20 protein-coding genes are annotated in these 20,917 nt (G+C 31.8%); 6 read left to right on the top strand and 14 right to left on the bottom strand.

Annotation, left to right across the window (positions count from 1 at the left end; genetic code table 11):
• A complete protein-coding gene (gene hemE, locus ABEY15_RS13430; protein ID WP_429890610.1) occupies nt 1–1,044 on the bottom strand; it encodes a uroporphyrinogen decarboxylase in 1,044 nt (347 codons plus the stop codon).
• Between the two features lie 395 nt (nt 1,045–1,439).
• Nucleotides 1,440–3,575, bottom strand: a complete 2,136-nt coding sequence (locus tag ABEY15_RS13425; protein WP_429890608.1) for a transglycosylase domain-containing protein — start codon at nt 3,573–3,575, stop codon at nt 1,440–1,442.
• Nucleotides 3,576–3,772: 197 nt separating this feature from the next.
• Between ABEY15_RS13425 and ABEY15_RS13420 the strand changes: the two genes are divergently transcribed.
• Nucleotides 3,773–4,972 (top strand): M20 family metallopeptidase, encoded by a 1,200-nt coding sequence (locus ABEY15_RS13420; protein WP_429890766.1) that lies wholly within the window; start codon nt 3,773–3,775, stop codon nt 4,970–4,972.
• Between the two features lie 43 nt (nt 4,973–5,015).
• Here the strand turns inward: ABEY15_RS13420 and ABEY15_RS13415 are convergent, their stop codons facing one another.
• The 3 genes from ABEY15_RS13415 to ABEY15_RS13405 are packed head-to-tail and all read right to left on the bottom strand — an operon-like array spanning nt 5,016 to nt 7,711.
• Complete coding sequence (locus tag ABEY15_RS13415; RefSeq protein WP_429890607.1) at nt 5,016–5,744, bottom strand: EcsC family protein; 729 nt, start codon at nt 5,742–5,744, stop codon at nt 5,016–5,018.
• Between the two features lie 12 nt (nt 5,745–5,756).
• Nucleotides 5,757–6,977, bottom strand: a complete 1,221-nt coding sequence (locus ABEY15_RS13410) for an ABC transporter permease (protein WP_429890606.1) — start codon at nt 6,975–6,977, stop codon at nt 5,757–5,759.
• A complete protein-coding gene (locus tag ABEY15_RS13405; protein ID WP_429890605.1) occupies nt 6,974–7,711 on the bottom strand; it encodes an ABC transporter ATP-binding protein in 738 nt (245 codons plus the stop codon). The genes ABEY15_RS13410 and ABEY15_RS13405 overlap by 4 nt, the downstream gene beginning before the upstream one ends.
• A gap of 1,987 nt (nt 7,712–9,698) precedes the next feature.
• Here ABEY15_RS13405 and ABEY15_RS13400 point away from each other — a divergent pair.
• Nucleotides 9,699–10,136: an HIT family protein gene (locus ABEY15_RS13400; RefSeq protein WP_069033845.1), complete on the top strand. Its 438-nt coding sequence runs from the start codon at nt 9,699–9,701 to the stop codon at nt 10,134–10,136.
• A 353-nt stretch (nt 10,137–10,489) separates the two neighbouring features.
• Nucleotides 10,490–11,050, top strand: coding sequence for an HTH-type transcriptional regulator Hpr (locus ABEY15_RS13395; protein WP_097973757.1), 561 nt, complete (start codon nt 10,490–10,492; stop codon nt 11,048–11,050).
• Nucleotides 11,051–11,331: 281 nt separating this feature from the next.
• On the opposite strand, the gene ABEY15_RS13390 is transcribed toward ABEY15_RS13395, so the two are convergent.
• Together ABEY15_RS13390 and ABEY15_RS13385 are read right to left on the bottom strand one after the other, a co-directional pair.
• A complete protein-coding gene (locus ABEY15_RS13390; RefSeq protein WP_097973758.1) occupies nt 11,332–11,421 on the bottom strand; it encodes a YjcZ family sporulation protein in 90 nt (29 codons plus the stop codon).
• 98 nt (nt 11,422–11,519) lie between these two features.
• A complete protein-coding gene (locus ABEY15_RS13385; protein ID WP_098234279.1) occupies nt 11,520–11,603 on the bottom strand; it encodes a YjcZ family sporulation protein in 84 nt (27 codons plus the stop codon).
• Nucleotides 11,604–12,032: 429 nt separating this feature from the next.
• Between ABEY15_RS13385 and ABEY15_RS13380 the strand changes: the two genes are divergently transcribed.
• Nucleotides 12,033–12,854 (top strand): peptidylprolyl isomerase, encoded by an 822-nt coding sequence (locus ABEY15_RS13380; RefSeq protein ID WP_429890603.1) that lies wholly within the window; start codon nt 12,033–12,035, stop codon nt 12,852–12,854.
• A gap of 26 nt (nt 12,855–12,880) precedes the next feature.
• Here ABEY15_RS13380 and ABEY15_RS13375 read toward each other — a convergent pair whose 3' ends face one another.
• Nucleotides 12,881–13,084: a sporulation YhaL family protein gene (locus tag ABEY15_RS13375; RefSeq protein ID WP_056472082.1), complete on the bottom strand. Its 204-nt coding sequence runs from the start codon at nt 13,082–13,084 to the stop codon at nt 12,881–12,883.
• 68 nt (nt 13,085–13,152) lie between these two features.
• Nucleotides 13,153–14,091 (bottom strand): 3'-5' exoribonuclease YhaM, encoded by a 939-nt coding sequence (gene yhaM, locus ABEY15_RS13370; protein WP_429890601.1) that lies wholly within the window; start codon nt 14,089–14,091, stop codon nt 13,153–13,155.
• 338 nt (nt 14,092–14,429) lie between these two features.
• Here yhaM and ABEY15_RS13365 point away from each other — a divergent pair, with 338 nt between their 5' ends.
• Nucleotides 14,430–14,615, top strand: coding sequence for a YhzD family protein (locus ABEY15_RS13365; RefSeq protein ID WP_429890599.1), 186 nt, complete (start codon nt 14,430–14,432; stop codon nt 14,613–14,615).
• 185 nt (nt 14,616–14,800) lie between these two features.
• On the opposite strand, the gene ABEY15_RS13360 is transcribed toward ABEY15_RS13365, so the two are convergent.
• From ABEY15_RS13360 to ABEY15_RS13340, 5 genes are all read right to left on the bottom strand, one after another.
• Nucleotides 14,801–15,349 carry a DUF1510 family protein gene (locus ABEY15_RS13360; RefSeq protein ID WP_429890597.1) on the bottom strand — a complete coding sequence of 183 codons (549 nt, stop codon included), beginning with the start codon at nt 15,347–15,349 and terminating at the stop codon, nt 14,801–14,803.
• 371 nt (nt 15,350–15,720) lie between these two features.
• On the bottom strand, nt 15,721–16,509 hold the full coding sequence (locus ABEY15_RS13355) for an enoyl-CoA hydratase (protein ID WP_429890596.1): 789 nt from the start codon (nt 16,507–16,509) through the stop codon (nt 15,721–15,723).
• 72 nt (nt 16,510–16,581) lie between these two features.
• The gene (locus ABEY15_RS13350) at nt 16,582–18,069 is read right to left on the bottom strand and encodes a coproporphyrinogen III oxidase (RefSeq protein WP_429890595.1); all 1,488 of its coding nucleotides are present in this window, start codon (nt 18,067–18,069) and stop codon (nt 16,582–16,584) included.
• 124 nt (nt 18,070–18,193) lie between these two features.
• Complete coding sequence (locus ABEY15_RS13345; protein WP_429890594.1) at nt 18,194–19,063, bottom strand: Cof-type HAD-IIB family hydrolase; 870 nt, start codon at nt 19,061–19,063, stop codon at nt 18,194–18,196.
• Nucleotides 19,064–19,278: 215 nt separating this feature from the next.
• On the bottom strand, nt 19,279–19,635 hold the full coding sequence (locus tag ABEY15_RS13340; protein ID WP_097973772.1) for a YlbF family regulator: 357 nt from the start codon (nt 19,633–19,635) through the stop codon (nt 19,279–19,281).
• A gap of 173 nt (nt 19,636–19,808) precedes the next feature.
• On the opposite strand from ABEY15_RS13340, the gene ABEY15_RS13335 reads away from it, so the two are divergent.
• Complete coding sequence (locus ABEY15_RS13335) at nt 19,809–20,903, top strand: YheC/YheD family protein (protein WP_429890593.1); 1,095 nt, start codon at nt 19,809–19,811, stop codon at nt 20,901–20,903.
• Nucleotides 20,904–20,917: the final 14 nt, after the last annotated feature.

Genomic DNA, 20,917 nt, shown 5'->3' with positions numbered 1-20,917 from the left:
TTAAGCTTTAACCCTTGATGAATACTCATGTACAAAACTAGTTAATCGTTTAAGAGTATCAGGATTCACTTCAGGGAATACCCCATGACCTAAGTTGAAAATATGACCTGGATTTGCCATACCTTCATCTAATATTTCTTTCGCACGTTTCTCAATAACTTCCCATGGTGCTAATAAAAACGCAGGATCTAAATTACCTTGAAGTGTTTTCGTAATCCCTAAAGAGCGAGCTTCAGTAATAGAAGTTCTCCAATCAAGACCAATTACATCTACAGGCAGTTCATTCCATTCATGAATTAAATGGCTTGCTCCAATTCCAAACATAGTTGTTGGAATATGATCTGCTTTAAGTGCTGCAAAAATCTTTTCCATGCAAGGTTTAATATAAATGCGATAATCATTTGCATTCAAAGCACCAACCCATGAATCAAATAATTGAATTGCACTTGCCCCTGCTTTAACTTGTGCCTTTACGTATTTGATTGTCATGTCTGCTAAATGATCCATTAAAGCAAACCATGCTTCAGGCTCAGCGTACATAAATGATTTTGTTTTATTATAGTTTCTAGAAGGTCTACCTTCGATCATATAGCTAGCAACTGTAAAAGGTGCACCTGCAAATCCAATTAATGGAACAGAAAGAACCTCTGTTGTTAATAATTTAATCGTCTCATAAATATAAGGTAGTTGCTCTTCTGGATGAATTTCAGTTAACTTTTTTACATCTGCTAAAGAACGAATAGGATTGCTTATTACCGGTCCTACTCCTGATTGAATTTCTACGTCTACTCCAATTGCAGGAAGTGGCGACATAATATCTTTATATAAAATAGCTGCATCAACATTATATTGATCCACTGGTAGCGCTGTCACGTAAGCGCATAACTCAGGTTGATGAGTAATTTCAAATAAAGAATATTTTTCTTTTATTTTTCGGTATTCTGGCTGAGAACGCCCTGCTTGTCTCATATACCAAACTGGTGTATGCGTTACTTCTTCTCCTCTAATCGCTTTAAGAAATGTATCGTTAAAATCTTTTTTCATCCTTCAAAGTCTCCCTTTCACTTTTCCAAACTCTACTATTAAATATACTGATTGAACCATTAATTGTATAGAAAACTCGAATTTTGACACATAATGTTCACTGATTTTACAATTTTTCTCAATTAATAGGCCTATTTTACTACCAGACTTTTCCCATTAAAAATTATATCAAAATATGTCTAAAATATCGAATTAATAATCTTTATTTATTAATACTTTTTATAAAATAAAGGAGTTTTATCATTCTTTTTTTAATATTCGTTTAATCGTTATCTCATCGTTTAAACTTCTTAATCTCTTTACTATTCTTTTTTAAGAGATACAGTATTTATTTTTAATAGGAAATAAAAAACTCCCCTTCAAATCATTTGATAAGAAGGAGAGCCTTAAAATGTCTATTCCTTATTTCTTATGTTGGGTTTGACAAGTTTAGACCTATCACCTTCTTCTTTTGTTTGAGGATTGTACGGTACTACATAATAAGAAGGGACATTAAATACATTTACAAAAGAATCTTTGTACTCATCTAAACCAGTAACAGTATCTACTAATTTCTCTTTGCCATTCTTCACTCGATAGATTCGATATTGCTGTCTGTGGTCAGTAGGTGCATTCCAATTAATGACGACAGTGAATAATCCAAATGGAGAGAATGATACTTTTGATTGAACATTAGAAATAGGCTCTAAATTTATCGGTGATTCTAGATCGTCTATATTTTTTGGCTTTTTAAATTTGGTAGATGGTTCTCTTCCTGCTTCACTTAAAATCTTTTTAAATAAAATGGTTGGATATGTACTACCATTTCTTAAAAAATGTGTTGAATCTGTTTTATCATAGCCCATCCAAATTGCGCCTACAACGTCTGGTGTATAGCCTACAAACCAAGCATCTTTGTTTCCATTTGTTTGGCCAGGTATATTTGTAGATCCGGTTTTCCCAGCTAAATCGCCTGTAAAACTCCCTCTACTAGCTGTCCCTTCATTTACAACACCTTTTAGCATTTTTGTCATATACCAAGAGGTTTGTGATGAAAACACTTTATATTGCTTAATTTTCGCTTCGGCAACTAATTCATTGTTTCGATCATAAATTGCATTAATAACAAAAGGCTCTAATGCATCTCCATCATGATCAAAGGCACTATATGCTTTTACTAGCTCTAATGGTGTTAAACCAATCTTAAGTCCTCCAAGCGCCATACTTAAACCTTGATCGGGAATATTCAAATCCATTTTTTCTAAATACTCTTTTGCATTATCGATTCCAATATCATTTAATAACCAAACTGCCGGCACATTTGCTGACTGAATTAATGCATTAAACATCGAAATCGTTTTCGTATAAACTCCATTATAATTCTTCGGTTTATAGTCTCCTAACGCACTCTGTTCATTTGGTAATAAAGAATACGGATTGTAGTTTCCCGTTTCAAGCGCTGGCGAATAGACAAGTAAAGGCTTCATTGTTGAACCAGGCTGTCTTTTCACGTTAATACGATTTAAACCTTGAAAATAGTAATTCCTACCACCAATTGCCGCCTCTACACCGCCTGTTTCGGAGTTTATTAATACGAAGGCTCCTTCGGCATTTTGATCAGTTCCCGGAAAATAGTTTCCATTTTTAAAATATTTATAGGCGGTTAATTGTGTTTTTTTATGGATTGGAACGACAACTTTGTATCCACCATTTAAAAGTTGATCATAAGAAATGCCATATTTCTCTTTTGCTTCTTTTATAACCATATCAATATATGTAGCATATCCGTTTTCAAATTTTTGTTCCGTAATATGTAATACAGATGGTTTGCTTTTGGCTTTCTGATACTCAGATTCAGTTATATAATGCGTATCTAGCATTTTATAAAGAACAAGATTCCTACGTTCTAAAGATCGCTCTGGTTGTGAGACTGGATCATAATGTGATGGAGCTTTTAATAAGGCTGCTAACGAAGCACTTTCCTCAATAGACAAATTTTTAACATCTTTCCCGAAATAATATTTTGCCGCTCCGCCTATGCCATATACCCCGTGACCGAAATAAACCTGATTTAAATACATTTCTAGTATTTGATCTTTTGTATACTTTCTTTCTAGATTAATTGCTATAATTACTTCCTTTGTTTTTCTCATAAATGTTTTGTCGTTTGTCAAAAAAACATTCTTTGCAAGTTGTTGAGTAAGTGTACTCGCACCTTGTACTTTACTAAATGCTTTTATATCATTTACTATAGCCCGAAAGATTGATTGTGTATCAATTCCATGGTGCTTATAGAAACGTTCATCTTCAATTGAAACTACTGCTTGTTTAGTATAATCAGGTATATCACTAATTGAAACGATTTGATGATTTTCATTATATAGCTTTGATACAAAATTCCCCTCTAAATCTACCATTTCCGATGATGAATGGACGACTAACTTATCTTCATCTATAACATAATTACCTAAGAAAACGATTAGTAAAAATCCAACAAAGCTAATTAACAGGACACTTAACAGTCCTATTGCTAAATATCCCCATTTTTTCAATTATTTCACCTTCATTTCTCTTACCATATAACAAATAGTATATCCATTTATTCCCATGAATAAGTCATTATTTCCTTTTTTTCGATGTATATTTCCTTGGAAATACATTTTTCGCCATTTCTTAATTGAAGATAATTTTGAAGGATATCAATTACATTTCTTGAATAGGTTATATAGATAGTAAGTAGGAGGGTGAAATAATGTCAGATTTATTTTCTTTATTAGATTCATATTATCCGGAAATGGTATCTACACGTAGGTATCTACATGAAAATCCAGAGCTTTCATTTAAAGAATACGAGACAGCAAAATTCATTCAAAACTTTTATCAGCAATTAAATATTCCATTCAAATCAAATGTCGGTGGAAATGGTGTTGTTGCTACAATTAATGGTCGAAACCCTGGAAAAACAATCGCTTTACGAGCTGATTTTGACGCACTACCTATTCAAGATGAGAAAAATGTTCCTTACTCCTCAAAAGTACCAGGCGTTATGCATGCATGTGGTCATGATGGTCACACTGCTACACTATTATTTTTAGCAAAGGCACTTCATGAGCAAAAAGATTCATGGGATGGTAAGGTTGTCTTACTTCACCAACATGCAGAAGAATATGCTCCAGGTGGAGCAATTTCTATGATTGCTGATGGCTGTTTAGAAGGTGTTGATGAGGTTTATGGAACCCATTTGTGGGCAATTGAAGAATTAGGAACAATTGGTTATCGAAAAGGACCAATCATGGCAGCAGCTGATCGTTTTTCAATCACAATCCAAGGTCAAGGCGGTCATGGTGCAGAACCCCATCGAACAAAGGACAGTATTGTAATTGCTAGTCAGCTTGTGATGGCACTTCAACAAGTTGTTAGTCGGGAAACAAATCCAATTGACACAGTAGTGTTATCGATTGGAAGTTTCGAAGCAAAAAATGCTTTTAATGTAATCGCCGATCGAGCAACTTTAATAGGGACGGTTCGTACGTTCAAAAAGGAAACACAGGAAAAAGTAAAAAAACAAATAGCTAGAATCATTAAAGGAATTTGTCTAGCAAATGATGTTACATACGAATATAAGTACGATGATGGATATCCTCCAGTAGTAAATCATGAAAAAGAAACTGATTTATTAGTTAAAATAGCCGAATCCATTGATGAAGTTAGTCAATTAAAAGAAATGGACCCTAAAATGGGCGGTGAAGATTTCGCATACTACTTACAAAAAGTACCAGGAACGTTCTTCTTCACAGGAGCTAAACCTCCTCACGTTACAGAAGCATATCCTCATCACCATCCAAAATTTGATTTTGACGAAAAAGCTATGCTAATTGCAGCAAAAACACTAGGGTCTATGACATTAGCTTCATTAAAACAATCACAAAAATTAGTTGAGCAAAAATAAGAAAAAGGAGAACTTTTTAGTTCTCCTTTTAGTATGTAACTCCTTAAATCAGATCGTCCTTCTTCTTCATATACCTTAATCGATAAGCATTTTTAGCCGTTTCACCTAATTGTTCAAGAAGTTGATAATTTACATAAGCTCCAATCGGTGCTCCAATAATAGGGACTAATTGCAGAAGTTTTGCTAAATCGATATGATCTCGATATTCTAGTTGTAATTGCTCCCAATTGACTTGGGGATTCTCATCTACTTTATCTTCCCACTTTTCAATAACTTGAAATACTTTTTTCCGATGACTATCACTTGAAAAAGCAAGTTGAAAAATATACAGCATGAATTGTCTTTCAAGCTCATCTTTAGGTGAGTAACCATATATTTTTGCTGCCTCAACTAAAAATCTAATTTTTATGCCAAGTAATAATGGAAAATCGGCAAGACCGAGTAATATTCCACCCGCTCCTGTACCAGCACCTTCTACAGCTGAAATCTTTTTGTACTCGTTTAACTTTTTATCTAAGATTAAATCTCTTTCTCTAAGTGTTAATGCTTCATACTCTTCACCACTGCCATTAAAAACAGTAGACCCTCCCATAAATAAAACCATCATATTTTTAACGGTTTTTGTGAGCAAATCTTGGATTTGTTCTGGTAATAAAGATTGAAGCTTTAACTGAACTTTTTTTGCAGAAGTTTGAAAAACATTTGAATCGGACATTACTTTTTGTTTCCACCTAGATAGTTCGTACTGAATACGAAGTTCATAAGAATCCATTTTGTCCACCCTTTACAATTTTTGTGGCTTACTTAACCTTTTATGCACATAAAATTTAATTAACCACATTGAAAATAAAGTATACACAACGATTGCAATAATAAAGTTTAAAATTGACAAGCCATTTATTAAACTAATAATACTAAAAACTAGACTACATATTATCAGTAGTATATACAAAAGTGTCGAAATAGATTTTTTATTTTCTTCATTTGTATAAGGATAAATTTTCCACAACAAATGATAGTTATACTGTTTTAAAATTGACATATTCTGTAAGGAAATTACGTAAAGAAATAAAATGCCTATCAATATTTTCCCAATTGTAGTTGGCACCAAGTAAACTACAAATCCACCTACGAAAAGTTGTCTTAAAAACATACTTAAATAGTTACCATTTCGGATAAATGTACGAACTAGTAAATAATTCGCAGCATTTCTCATTTTAATTTTATTAATGATCGGATCGGCCCATTTTCTTCGCTTTACTTGTTGTTGAATAGATGGCACATCAGTAAACATATTCGCAAATCGATAAAAAGTCGCTAATCTTGAAGTATCAAGTTTAACATTTCTTTCCCATTGTACTCTTTTATTTTTACTACCTATTTGAATAGATAATGCATAAACAGCTAAAATTACGATCATTATTACAAGGAAAAAACTGCTCCATTTACTTAATAAACCATAAATAAATAAGAAAGTACCTAGCAACCTTAAACAATAATCAAAAACTCGATTTAAAACACCGCTATTTGTAAGGTGCAAGAGTGAAACAAAGAGATTGTATCCTTTTAATAAGAAAATTATGACCATAAAGACGATAAAACTTGTTGTTTGTCCTAGTGAAAATTTCTTATAAATTGGATAAATCACACCTAACATCATTATCATTAAATAAACTTGAACGATATACGTAATTAAAAAGGAGCGAATAAAGTAACTTTTCATCTTTTTTTCTAACGGTAGTAAATAATGTAAATCAGGTCCTTTAAAAAAAGTGGTTACTTGACCAGTTACTACAAGAAAACTAAAAAGAATAGCGATTAGTAAAATAACCGGAAAATCTGGAGAAATTGTTTTTAGCATTTGTTGATAATAATATGCTCCTCCTCCAAGCCCAAAAACAATTACAAATTTTATATGATCATTAAAAATATAACGACCATATTTACTCATTTCTTTTATGAAGCTCCTAAACCGTGCTAACCATAATTCTTTGATCGTACTCATATTTCTTTTTCCTTCGTTGCAAAAATATAAATTTCGTCTAATGAAGCATTTGGCATATTATATTGAGTTTGCAATTCGTTTAATGTACCTTTTGCAATAATTACTCCTTCATGCAAAATAATAAATGAATCACAATAAATTTGAGCAGTCGATAAAATATGAGTAGACATTAAAATGCCTGCTCCTTTTTCTTTTTCATTGTTCAAAATCTCAAGTAAATCATTTATCGCGATTGGATCTAGTCCTAAAAAAGGTTCATCTATTATGTATAGCTGAGGTTGGACAATAAGGGCACAAATGATCATTACTTTTTGTTTCATCCCTTTAGAGAATGTCGAGGGAAAATATTTTCTTTTGTCATATAATCTAAATGTTTTTAATAACTCGTCACTACGTTTTTTAAAATCCTTTTCAGGAATATTATATGCCAAGGCTGTAATTTCAAGATGTTCTTGTAAAGTTAATTCATCATAAATCATCGGCGTTTCAGGAACATATGATATGCTAGCACGATATGCAGTTGGATCTTTATCAAATGATTCACCATTAATTAATATATCACCTTTAGTTGGCTTCAAAAGTCCCAAAATATGTTTTATTGTCGTACTCTTACCGGCACCATTTAAACCGATTAACCCAACAAGCTCATTCCTATTAATCGTAAATGAGACATCTTTAATGACAGGCTGTCTAGTGTATCCACCTGTGACATCTTTTACATGCAATAAAGTCATTCTTTACAAATCCTTTCAAATGTACTTTTCCTATAAATTTTATTGTATCAAATAATAATGTTAACTTCCTTATTATCCTATTTATGGAATGCTAAAAAAAAATCCTTCTTTTTTTGAATACTATTTTAGGTTAAGGGTATTATAATTCTTGAAGGGAAAGCAACACACTTTCCAGTTCAAAATTTGAAATGAGGTGTGTGTTAAAGGAAATTTAATTTGCGTTCAAACCTAAGTCAGATAATTGTTTAAGTGAAATGAGGTATCTCCAAAGATTAACATCGTTGTCATATACAGCAATGCAAAAATCTAAGGAGATGGTGCGCTTGAACAGGATCTATAAAAACAAAGGTCATTAGTATACCAATTTGTAAATGAGGTGTCTCGAGCAGAACATATAATTTATTTATAGGTGTACCAATTTATTGAACATTAAAGCAAATGAGGTGTCTGTTAAAGACAATTTAACTTATTAACCTAAAATCATTTTCTAAAATCTTTCCCCTTCATCAAGGAGCAACTACTGGTTGCTCCTTGTTTTATGTTGAAAAACAATTTTTCAAATAAATTACTAAATTTCGTAAAAGGAGAACGATGACGATGATTTCCACCACAGGATATTCACTTTCCATAGGTCGAGATTCTTTATCCTGCTCATTAGGTACGTTCCTGTAGGGTCTAAGCCTTCACGCATATCCAATAGGAGTCGAGCAGTCGAACAACATCCGTTCCATTCAACTTATTCATATAAATATGTTTACATTAAAGCTACTACTTCCTTCTATTATCTATACTTTCATTTATCCATTTAACAAATTATTAAATTAACGCCCATTTCTTCAATCATGTCTTCTTTTCAAGTCCCTCTCTGTTTTCTAGCCTTTCCTCTCATCCTTTGATGCCTTTAAAATTTTCTTCTCCTATTAAGAATACTTTCTTTACCATAGGGCATCATAATTCTTGAAGGGAAAGCAACACACTTTCTAATTCAAAAATTTGAAATGAGGTGTGTGTTAAAGGTAATTTAATTTGCGTTCAAACCTGTGCAAGGTAACTGTTAAAGTGAAATTTCTCCCAAGATAAAGCATCGTTGTATAAACAGCAGTGAAAATATCAAAGGAGATGGTTAGCTTGAACATTATCACTTAAAAACAAAGGTTTTAGTATACCAATTTGTAAATGAGGTGTCTCGAGCAGAGCATATAAATTTATTTTAAGGTGTACCAATTTATTGAACATTTAAGCAAATGAGGTGTCTGTTAAAGACAATTTATAATTACTCCAATATTCTTTCCTCTTCATCAAGAAGCAACATAGGTTGCTTCTTGTTTTATGTTGGTGAAAAGAAGTTGTAAATTAAATAAATAATGGCATGTTGATCTCCATTCCTAGATACTCCACCTATTTTTCTTCCTTCGAGCGCTCCTCCTTCCCGTACCCCCTGTACTATACTTTTAATGATCATAATTAATTTAGTCTTAAACTGCTCTAATTGTTTTTATAGTTTTTGCATACTTTCTTTAATACAGGGCATCCTAATTTTTGAAGGGAAAGCAACACACTTTCCAGTTCAAAATTTGAAATGAGGTGTGTGTTAAAGGTAATTTAATTTGCGTTCAAACCTATAAAGGGTAGTTGTTGAAGTGAAATTTCTCCATAGATAAAACATCGTTGTATAAAACAGCAGTGAAAACATCAAAGGAGATGGTTAGCTTGAACATTATCACTTATAAACAAAGGTTTTAGTATACCAATTTGTAAATGAGGTGTCTCGACCAGAGCATATAAATTTCTAATACGGTGTGCCAATTTATTGAACATTAAAGCAAATGAGGTGTCTATTAAAGACAATTTATAATTACTCCAATATTCTTTCCCCTTCATCAAGAAGCAACATAGGTTGCTTCTTGTTTATTTTTTCCTATCCCCATTTTCCCTTTAATCTACGCCTATGTTAAAATAAGGAAAAAAGTGAAAGGAAGTATAAAAAATGGCACATGACGCTAATTGTATTTTCTGTAAAATTGTTGAAGGTAGCATTCCAGCTTCAAAAGTATATGAGGATGATGATATTTTAGCTTTTTTAGATTTAAGTCAAGTTACAAAAGGTCACACTTTAGTCATTCCAAAGGATCATGTTGAAAACATATTCGAAATGAGTGAAGAGACAGCTAGTACATACTTCCGAAAAGTACCGCACATTGCTAATGCAATGAAAGAAACTTTTAATGTCCAAGGTGTAAATATTTTAAATAATAGTGGTGAAGTTTCAGGTCAAACTGTATTTCATTATCATATGCATATTTTACCACGATACGGAAATAATGATGGCTTTGATGTAAAATGGCTTTCAAACCAAAATCAATACACAAATGAAACGCTTCAAGAGATTGCAAAATCTATCGAAAATAACATTATTAAAAAATAATAAAATCAGCCCATTTAAATACGAAAACAGGAGAATGAATTTCTCCTGTTTTTGTTTTTTTTATGTAAATTCCATCTAAAATCTGCATTTTATACTATATTTTTATAGATTTATATTATATATTTACTATATTACCAATAATGTTTTATCGACAATCACTCTATAGTTTAGTAAAAAATATTATATAAACATAATTTTTACGACCCATAACACTTAATTATAATATAAAAATGTAGAATTTTATCAACTACTTTGTGAAAATTTTTAAAAATTCTAACTAAAAGTTCTTTATTTCTTCACATATTATTGGCATAATAATAAATAGATAGTTAAATAGAAAAGAAGGTGAATTGATGAAAACTGAACAAAAATTATACACGATGAAAGAAGCTTTGATTTTTAGTCAAAGAATTGCCCAAATTTCTAAAGCATTATGGAAGTCAGTTGAAAAGGACTGGCAACAATGGATTAAGCCCTATGATTTAAATATCAATGAACATCATATTTTAATGATCGCCTTCCACTTAAAGGGTGCGTCTATTTCTGAAATTGCTAAATTTGGTGTAATGCACGTATCGACTGCTTTTAACTTCTCTAAAAAGCTAGAAGAACGTGGTTTATTAGTGTTTTCTAAAAAAGTAGAAGATAAACGTAATACGTATATTGAATTAACAGAAAAAGGTAAAGATATGCTATTAGAGATTCTAGGTGAATTTGATCCAGAGACAAATTCAGTTTTTCAAGGTACTTTACCATTAAAAGAATTTTATGGTAAATTTCCAGAAAATATGGAAATTATGGCTATTTTACGTAATATTTATGGAAAAGATTTTATGGATATATTTGAAACAACGTTAGGTAACATAGATAAAGAATTCATTGAAGAAGATAATCGTTTAATTAAGAAACCTTAATATCTTCTTTAAAGTTACAATTTCAGTTTATATGTCCTTGAAATTGTACAAATAAATAGAAGCGGGGCAAGATTAATTAAATCCTTCCGCTTTTTATTTCGGCCACTTTTGTTCAAATTTTCACATAAATACCTCTTTGAAACCTTCAGGCTCATTTCCTTTTCATTTATTTCTAAATTTCAATTAACAAAGCATAGGTATTTCATTAACTATTTTAATCTGGAATAAAAACTCAACCGGAGGTACAATACCTCCGGTCGAATATTTGTCTTATTTACAAATTAGATGCAAGCTGCTCCTACGATAATTAATAAGATGAACAATACAACGATTAACGCAAATCCTCCACCATGGAATCCTACGCCCATCATTCACACCTCCTTTTGCTACATATCTTATCTTATGCGTGTAGTAAAAAATGGTCTGGGCAAATGTATAAATAACCTTCATTTTTGAAGATTCATACTACTTATAAAAATGAACACCCAATAATGATTAACAAAATAAACAGGATCACGATTAATACAAATTCACGCGATGCTTTCCCCTCCATTTTTCCACCCTCCTAACAGTAATCCATAATAATATATAGACGAATGCCTTAAATGATTGGGCGAATGTCACGATTGACAAGTTTTTAATTTGCAGGATAAGCATGATTTTTAGGCAAAGCCAGGAGTTAAAATGTAAAAAAAATATCTACTTTCATTTATTACCTTACTCTCATAGTGCCTACATTTCATTTAAAACTAGTTCAAGTTTCCTTAAAATTAATTATATTTTAATTAAAAAGCATACCAAATTATTCTTTTTTTGGATAAACTTTGTCACATTGAAGAAAAATATGTTATATTAAGTGAAGTAATTTCCAGTAAAAGGTATGTCTAAATACAGGAAAAATTAAGATTTAAGCTCCATACTTTAATAAGTAAAATTTTTCTTTATAAGAAATCATTTTAAATTTTTATTAGGAGATGTTTAAATGAAAAAGTTAATCGTATCTGCAGTTTTAGCTACCTCAGTATTCGGACTAGCAGCATGTGGATCTGCTGGTATTAGTAACGATGTTGTTGCTACATCTAATGCGGGAGATATCACATCTAAAGACTTATATAACAAGATGAAGGATACAGCAGGATTAGCAATGCTTAAGCAAATGGCTATTGAAGATTATTTAAAGAAAAACTACAAAGTTAGTGATAAAGATGTTGACGCTAAGTTCAATGAGTATAAAACACAAAATGGTGACCAATTTAAAGCTTTCTTAGCTCAGTACGGATTTAAAGATGAAGCAGCATTTAAAGATCGTGTTAAAATCGATTTATTAACTGAAAAAGCTGCTGAAGCTTCAGTAACAAAAGCTGACCTTGCAAAATATAAACCAGAAATTAGAGCTAGTCATATTCTAGTAAAAGACGAAGCTACAGCTAAAAAAGTTGAAGAAGAATTAGCTAAAGGTGCAGATTTTGCAGCAGAAGCAAAAAAATATTCTACTGACACTGGTTCAAAAGATAAAGGCGGAGATTTAGGCTATTTTGGTGAAGGTGCTATGGTACCTGAATTCGAAGCAGCTGCTTATAAATTAAAAGTTGGAGAAATTAGCCAACCAGTTAAATCACAATTTGGATACCATGTTATTAAATTAACTGGTAAAAAGACTGCTAACGAAAAAGATGCTCGCAAAAAAATTGCTGAGTCTAAGCTAAGTCAAGAAAACTTCCAAGCATTCTCTGATGAACTTCTTAAAAAAGCTAAATTTAAAGTAAAAGATAAAGACTTAGAAAGTCAAGAGAAAAAATCATAAAAAAACCTGCCTAAATGGCAGGTTTTTTAATTGGATGAAATCTCAGAGTTAATAAGTAATTGCTCTCTTCGTTCTCTTTCTTCTTTAATTCTTTGTAAATAAATTTCTCCCTCTTTTTCAATGAATGCTTCATCAGCATCTCTTTCTTGTTTCGAGGTGTAAAGCACCATAAATCCACTTACAAAAATTCCTAAAATCACGATATACATCCAAAATGGTAAAATTGGCATTGATTTTCCTCCTTAGTAGACAAGCATTTGCTTCATTATATGGCTAATAAAGAGGAAGTATGATTAATTTAAAATTTTGGTTTGTAAAAACTACGATTTTCTAATGGGAAAATTCGCTCTGTATATTCTCCTGGTTCAACTCTTTCAAGTGCGCGGTCTAACATATTCATTTTTGCATCAATATTATCAATATAATGTAAAATTTCCGCTTCTTTAATTAAAGGTAGTTTTGGACTACCGTACTCATACTTACCATGATGACTTAAAATAAGATGCTGTAAAACAGTAACCTCTTCTCCCTCAATACCTAGTTCGATTGAGGCATTTCCAATTTCAATGGCCATAAGTGAGATATGACCTAACAAATTACCTTCGACAGTATACTTTGTTGAAACCGGACCAGATAATTCTCTTACTTTTCCTAAATCATGTAGTATGATTCCAGCATATAGTAAATCCTTATTGATCGAAGGATATAAATTCGCAATTGATTCACCTAATTTCAACATACAAAAAACATGGTATGCTAAACCAGAAACAAATTCATGGTGATTCTTAGTTGCCGCTGGATAATCAAGAAAATCCTCTTGATTTTTTAATACTAGATACTCTGTAAGCTTTTTAAGTTTTTCATTGGTCATATTATTAATATATGAAGTAATTTTCTCATATAATTCTTCTTTAGAAACTGGTGCTCTTGCGAAAAAATCTTCCGGATTAACTTCGTCTGTATCTTTAGTTGGGCGAATTTGGCGTAATTTAAGTTGAAGTTTTCCTCTATAATCGTGAAGCTCCCCTTCTACTTTTACAACTGTTCCTTCAACATACGCTTCTTCTTGCTCTGTAGAAATATCCCAAAGCTTCGCCTCAATATCTCCACTTTGATCTTGTAAAGTTAAAGATAAGAATGTTTTTTGATTACTTGCTACACCTTTAGTAACAGCTTTGACAAATAAAAATGTTACAAAACGTTCGCCAACTTCATGATCATATACTTTTTTATCCATAAGTACCTCCATATTGTATATGCTTCCTTAAGCTCTACTTAAGTAAATAGCTTAAAATATTTTGGAAAATTAATTTCACAAAATAAAAAAAGGAAAATCAAATTATGTATTAGTCATTTTACTTATCCTATTATACGTTAAAATAGATGCTTAGCCCAACAATGTTCATACAAAAAATTAAGACATATTCTAACAATTCTTAAAATCTATTCGAACCTACAAATGTCAAAATTTTAAATCTGCACTGAATTTTTTTATAATTCAAATTATTACTTTACACAGCTTTTCAATCTATGCCAAAATAGTAATATCGCAACTACTTTAGGGAGGTCTAGGACATGCCAACATATCGAATTACTGCTTTTGAAAAAAGTGGCGAATCAATTGTCGATGAACAATTTGAAGCTAATTCTGACTTAGAAGCAAAAAAAATTGGTACAGAAAAACTTACTACACTCGATGCACTTGATAAAACACACCGTTGCATTAACCAAACTGGTAAGCTTCTTTTATTTCATCCATAATAAAACAAGCTGCGAAAATTTATCGCAGCTTGTTTGTTTTTGATCTAAATTAGTGTTTAAAGTACCACTCAAAGTTTCAACATTTTCCAACTTCTGCTTGGCGCGGAACGGTCCTTTTAATGAAATAGCTGTCAGGAATTTCTCGACAGCCGTAGGATTACCTTTAAGTACATCCTATTTACATTTTATGAAGCAGGTTCAACTTTTGTAGCTTTATAGCCAGAGCCATCCCATATGAGATATACTCGATATTTTTGCGAGCCTTTTGTCTTTGCTGATACAGTCCCGACTGAGCCACCTGGGTTGCTTTTGTCACTTCCTAAAAACCATACAGTCATATTGCTTGAATCTATTCCAGCAGCAGAAGAGATTGTCTGTAGCATTGCCTGCCAGTCTTGAGAATTTCGATCATAGCTTGTAGCATGCTTCGCACCAGTTTGTGCACCCGTTTGTTCTGGTGTTTCCGGAGCAGTGCCATCTGAATCGTCATCATCAATTGTTTGAACCGTTGTTGACGTCTCTTTTACACCATTATCATCATTCTTTTCGCTATTTTTAGCCGATGCATAGTCACTTTTTTTAGATCCTGCCTTATTATCATTCGGCGAAAAAATGGAATACGAAATAAATGCTATTAGTATTAGTACGATTCCAATTGATCCAAATAAAATGAGTTTTGTTTTTTTTCTTTTCGCTCTTGAGGTTGTACGTGAATTGCTTTGAATCTTTTTCAATCTAACCACTCTCCCAAAACTGAGAATGTCAACATTCTACCACGAGTGGAGAAAAACTTATAGTCTTGTATTTTAAAATTAACCATTTCGTAAAACAACTGTTAAGTTTATCTTCATTGTCAGACACAATTTAACTAACAAAGACTAGTGCATAATAGAATATAAACAATCTAATTTTTAATGATTTATTCTTTTTTATATTAAAAACATAGGATTACAGAAAGAAAATAGCAGTGTGTTAGTCAATATTTATTAAAATATTATATCTACTATTTCAGGTTATTTAATTTTACTTTTGTTAATTTTGTTTGTACATCTTTTCTTTTCTTCTAATCAAAAAAATCGACCGAATCCAGTCGATTTCACAATCCTTATTTACCAGTAAAAACTGGCAGTCTCTTTTGTAAAAAGGCCTGTACACCTTCCTGATGATCTACTGTTTTTCTCATTGCACTTTGTCCTTCTTTTTCAAATAAAAGTACATTTTTTAAGGACTCTAAGTTACCGTTACTGTAGATTTGTTTTGTTTGGATCATCGCACTTACTGGTTTTTGAAGAATAGACTTCACACGTTCATTAATTTTTTGTTCAAAGTCCCCACTGATTACTTCATCAATTAAACCGATTTCTAGCGCTTGCGTTGCATTTAGTTTTTTACCTTCCCAAATCAGTTGCTTAGATTTTGTTTCACCTAGTCTTTTTTCTAAGAAATAATGTGCACCACCATCCGGAATTAAACCAATTCCGATAAAATTCATTGCCAATACACCTGATTCGTGAGCAAGAACGAAATCACTAGCAAGAGCAAAACTTAGTCCTATTCCAGCAGCTGGTCCATGAATCGCACTAATAACGATTTTAGGTAAAGTATATAATTTAACTACTACATCTGTAATTAAATCCATTACTGGACCAAAAGCAGACTCATCTGTGTTACTTAGCATTGATTTTAAATCTCCACCTGAAGAGAAACCTTTTCCATTTCCACATAGAACCACTACATCAACGTCTGAGCTAGCAATTTCATCCAGTACATCTCGAAATTGTCTGAATGTATCTTCATTCATTGCATTCAATACTTCAGGTCGATTAAATACAACAGTCGCAACTCGTCCCTCTTTTCTTAATAAAACATGTTCTGCCGTGTTTGAAATAGACATAAAAAAATCCCCCTTGTTTTCATGGTTAATTTAAACATTAAACATCGCAAGGGGAATATCCTTTATTTTTCATTAATTTGATTGATTACTTTTCGAAAATAACTCATCTAAAATCTTAATTTTTGCATTTGTATAATGCTCATAACCTTCATTATATGATTTAGGATCTTTTGCATTAGCAAAACGAGTTATTTGACGAGTTTCTGGATTTACAAACTTACTAGATGCACCACAACCTAAACCAATAATTGTTTGTTCTTCTTCCATAATTAAAATATTATACAAGCTTTCTTGACCATCAACAGAGTAACCAATGTTCTCAAGATTACCTAATATATTTTTTTGACGATATAAATAGTAAGGATGATATTTATGATTTTTTGTCCATACCGTTGCTTCATTCATCATTTGCTGCACTTCATCACGATCTGCAACTTTATATTTTTGTTTGTTTTGCGTCATTTCTGAGGCTCTTTTAAATGAAAGTGTATGAACAGTCAATGATTCAGGCATTAACTTTTCAGTTTCATCTAAAGTATATTGAAATTCTTTTAACCCTTCTCCAGGTAAACCAATAATCAAATCCATATTTATATTATTCATACCCATTTCACGTGCTAAATGGTACTTTGTTATTGTTTCATCCACAGTGTGATGTCTACCAATCGCTTTTAAAGTTTCTTGAATATAGGATTGTGGATTAATACTAATTCGATCAATATTCCATTTATTTAAAACATCTAATTTTTCGGGTGTAATTGTATCAGGTCTACCAGCCTCTACCGTAATTTCACGAACCTGCTTCATATTTGGAAATGATTCGTGCATCTTAGCATACAGTAAGTCCATTTCTTCTGCTGTAATACTAGTAGGTGTCCCTCCACCATAATAAATCGTAGTAATGTTAATTCCACGTTCCTTTAGAAATTCGCCGATTTTTTCCATTTCGTAATGTAATCCATATAAGAATGAATCGACTGCACCTTGTTTCCCTTGAATAGCATAAGCTGGGAATGTACAATAAGCACACTTAGTAGGGCAGTAAGGAATACCAATATAAAGACTAACTTCATTTTGCAAGTTATATAAATCTGGTATTACTTTTATTTGACGATCGACGATTGATTGCATTAATTCAATTTTTTCGTCATGGATTAAATAGTCATTTCGTAGCTCTTCATGCGCCACATTCTTTGACATACCAGATTTAAGTTTTGAATGAAGGAGCTTAGTTGGTCGTATACCAGTTAAGATTCCCCACTTTTGCTGAATTCCAGTATGCTCTTGTAGTAAGGATAAAAAGACAAAGTTAACTGCTTTCTTTTTAAATTTAAATGATTCTCGATCATCTTTACCATCTACATAGCTCGTATTTGCTTCGAAATTCGTACCTAACTTACCTGATACTTGTTTATTAACTTCATCTAGCACAAAACTTACTTCTATATCTGCACCTATTTTTTCTAACGATACATCACAGTCTTCAAAAAATAGTTGAGCTAATAGCTCTAACGGTCTTTGAAAACGAATATCCTCTAAGCCTTTAATATATATTTTCATTTTATTATCACCTTTTTAAGTTATCACTTAAGTATAAAATTAAAGAGTAACGAGGTCAATTATTTAAAATTCACTGAAAAAGCCTGGTTTTCGAAGAGAATTCTCTTGAAAGCCAGGCTTTTATTTATTTTTCGATTTTTAAATGTGTTTTTAAGAATGGCAGTGGGAATTGTTTCCTGAAATGCTCCTTGATCATATAAGGAACACCATTTTGATCATTTGATCTTGTAATCCAGTCTGCAACTTTTTTAATCTCTACAGGAGCATTTGACATAGCAACTCCTAAACCTGCATGCTCGATTAATGGTAAATCACTATAATTATCTCCGATTACAACCATTTCGTGATAAGAAATTCCTAGATGTTCACCTAATCGTTTTAAGCCTGAATATTTTGAAATTCCTTTTCGGACGATTTCAATTTTACGATCTTCATCGCATAAGTAATCAAGATGTGGATACTTTGCATCCAATTCTTTTTTCACTTTATTTTTCTCTACTTCATCAGAGAAATAACATTCGATTTTTAACGGTGATATTGAATTTTCCAGAATGCTATCTGAAAGTGATTCAACAAATTGGATTGGATAAAAGACAGGATCAGCATTTGATAAAACTGCTTTTGCCACTAAATTAGATTGTAATTTTTTTCGATTTCCAATTGAAAAATGTTCATGTGACAACCGAATATTACAATCATACTTTTCTAGTTTTTTAACGATTTCATAAGCTTCTTCCTCTTCAATTCTCTTTTCAAATAATGGTTCATCAAGCTTTGAAGAGATAAAGGCACCTGAGTGAGAGACCAAAAGGTTATTAACCTTAAGAGCTTTTGCGATTTTTTTTGTAGCTTGGAAATTTCTACTTGTATATAAGGTTACATAAATCCCTTTGTCTTGAACGTATTCAACAGCTTCTTTCGATTCTTTTGAGAGTTTTCCATTGGATTGCAATAAAGTACCATCTATATTAATTGCAAGTAACTTATAAATCACTTAATCTCCCCCATTTCGCGAAGAAATACCTTACTAGAATATATGACATGCTTCATTTAATTAGAACATTATAGGCTGTTATTATATCCATTCTTATACTAAAAAAGACTCCATTTAGTTGAAGTCTCTCTTATGGTAAAGAAGGGATTAAGAAAGGCAGGAAAAAGTAAAAGAATGAATGATCCTCTTCTTATCCTGCCTTTTAAATATTAAAATTAAAGTTCAAGTAAAGCTTTATAAAATTCTTCTAATGGACTCATGACAATTTTATTTACATCTTGGATGACTAGGTTTAGTCTTTGTTCCACTTGCATTAAGTTTGCAATTAAAGGATTTTGAGACACTCTTGCAACAATTTCTTGCCCTTTTGCATTTTCTTCAGGTGTAACTGCTTCACCTTGATACATTTTTTGTTGCATTGCCTTTTGGAAATTTTGAAATTCCATAAATAATGGTTTTGCATTTGGATCAGCTAATACTTGTGAGTATAGTGATTGTAAGTTTTTAAATTCTGGTTGCTCCTTAAAAGCGTTTTGTAGTGAGTATGCAATATCATAAATATTTACAGCCATGTTACTACCTCCTATAAACTTTTGTATCTCCACTATAGCAAACATTCTATTATATGTCAGTCTTTCTAAAACAAATCAAACTTTCTTCCCTAAAAATTTCCTAAAGGCATTCACCAACTAGGCGAATATCACATAGTATACAACGACAATTATTTTGGAAAGGAGGAGAATCATTGCAATCTTTTCCTAAAAATCAAGAACCCCAATCTTTTGTTGTAGTAACTGATTCGATAAATGAGGAGTCATTAAATCCGCTCGGTTCAATAACGACACTTTGTGAGGAACTATCAGAGTTATGCGGAGACTCTGATATTGATTTCTATGTAACTACATTTAAAAAGCTACTAACGAATGAATTAAAAGGATATAAGCGTTCAGAAAATGGCTGGACTTTAAAGAATGTACCTGCCCCTACCATCATTCATAATCGAATTCATTCAAGAAGACTTGAACGAACAAAAGAGTTTAAATTACTTAATTCTTCGCTAACAAGTCAACAAATACCTTTTTTTAATGCTCGCTTCTTAAATAAACTTGAAGTTTTTAAAGCTCTAATTGATTCAGCCTATATAAAGCCATACGTTCCATACACTGAGGAATGCTGCTCAGTCGAACAATTAGAGAATTTTATTCAAAAATATGAAACGGTTTTTATTAAACCAATTCACGGTAGCCAAGGTAGAAACATTTTTAAGGTTACAAAAGATAAAGATTTGTATCGTTTAAAAAACAGCCAAAATTCCGAAGTAGAAGTTGAATATAAATCAATTTCTCAATTATTTCATCCAATTAAACAGCAATTAAGTAAGCGGACTTTTATCATCCAAGAAGGCTTACCTTTAATCAGTAAGGATGATCGACTTGTTGATTTTAGATTTTTATGTCATAAAAATAAATTTAATAAATGGGAAGTAACTTCAACTGTAGCTAGGATTGGTCACCCTACGCAGTTTGTAAGTAATTTGGCCCGCGGAGGAGACCTTCAAAAAATTGATGAGTTTTTAAGTCAATATTTACCAAAGAAAGAGCGAATTCACTTTAAAAAATTATTGATTGAATTAGCCATCGAATGCTGTATATGTATAGACTCCTCCTTTGATGGATTATTCGCTGAGTTTGGAGTGGATCTCGCTATAGACAATCAATTTAACCCTTGGGTTATCGAAATAAATTCAAAGCCATCTAAGGATTTACATGTTTCAGACCCAATTCAAAAAATTAGACCTTCAACAAAAGCTATTTTTTCTCTTGTTCAATCATATTTATAAGTACAAGGAGTGAA

Origin of the sequence: Gottfriedia acidiceleris, from assembly GCF_050457485.1 — a bacterium.
GTDB classification, from domain to species: domain Bacteria; phylum Bacillota; class Bacilli; order Bacillales; family Bacillaceae_G; genus Gottfriedia; species Gottfriedia acidiceleris_D.
The sequence above is the reverse complement of the archived record's forward strand: the minus strand, read 5'-3'. Positions and strand labels throughout refer to the sequence as shown.

What these genes read in the sequence shown, in the direction of transcription:
- ABEY15_RS13395 (WP_097973757.1), top strand. Translation starts at nt 10,490, where the DNA reads ATGAAAACTGAACAAAAATTATACACGATGAAAGAAGCTTTGATTTTT.
- ABEY15_RS13350 (WP_429890595.1), bottom strand. Translation starts at nt 18,069, where the DNA reads ATGAAAATATATATTAAAGGCTTAGAGGATATTCGTTTTCAAAGACCG.
- ABEY15_RS13355 (WP_429890596.1), bottom strand. Translation starts at nt 16,509, where the DNA reads ATGTCTATTTCAAACACGGCAGAACATGTTTTATTAAGAAAAGAGGGA.
- ABEY15_RS13380 (WP_429890603.1), top strand. Translation starts at nt 12,033, where the DNA reads ATGAAAAAGTTAATCGTATCTGCAGTTTTAGCTACCTCAGTATTCGGA.
- ABEY15_RS13415 (WP_429890607.1), bottom strand. Translation starts at nt 5,744, where the DNA reads ATGGATTCTTATGAACTTCGTATTCAGTACGAACTATCTAGGTGGAAA.
- ABEY15_RS13390 (WP_097973758.1), bottom strand. Translation starts at nt 11,421, where the DNA reads ATGATGGGCGTAGGATTCCATGGTGGAGGATTTGCGTTAATCGTTGTA.
- ABEY15_RS13400 (WP_069033845.1), top strand. Translation starts at nt 9,699, where the DNA reads ATGGCACATGACGCTAATTGTATTTTCTGTAAAATTGTTGAAGGTAGC.
- hemE (WP_429890610.1), bottom strand. Translation starts at nt 1,044, where the DNA reads ATGAAAAAAGATTTTAACGATACATTTCTTAAAGCGATTAGAGGAGAA.
- yhaM (WP_429890601.1), bottom strand. Translation starts at nt 14,091, where the DNA reads ATGGATAAAAAAGTATATGATCATGAAGTTGGCGAACGTTTTGTAACA.
- ABEY15_RS13340 (WP_097973772.1), bottom strand. Translation starts at nt 19,635, where the DNA reads ATGGCTGTAAATATTTATGATATTGCATACTCACTACAAAACGCTTTT.
- ABEY15_RS13365 (WP_429890599.1), top strand. Translation starts at nt 14,430, where the DNA reads ATGCCAACATATCGAATTACTGCTTTTGAAAAAAGTGGCGAATCAATT.
- ABEY15_RS13375 (WP_056472082.1), bottom strand. Translation starts at nt 13,084, where the DNA reads ATGCCAATTTTACCATTTTGGATGTATATCGTGATTTTAGGAATTTTT.
- ABEY15_RS13405 (WP_429890605.1), bottom strand. Translation starts at nt 7,711, where the DNA reads ATGACTTTATTGCATGTAAAAGATGTCACAGGTGGATACACTAGACAG.
- ABEY15_RS13410 (WP_429890606.1), bottom strand. Translation starts at nt 6,977, where the DNA reads ATGAGTACGATCAAAGAATTATGGTTAGCACGGTTTAGGAGCTTCATA.
- ABEY15_RS13385 (WP_098234279.1), bottom strand. Translation starts at nt 11,603, where the DNA reads ATGGAGGGGAAAGCATCGCGTGAATTTGTATTAATCGTGATCCTGTTT.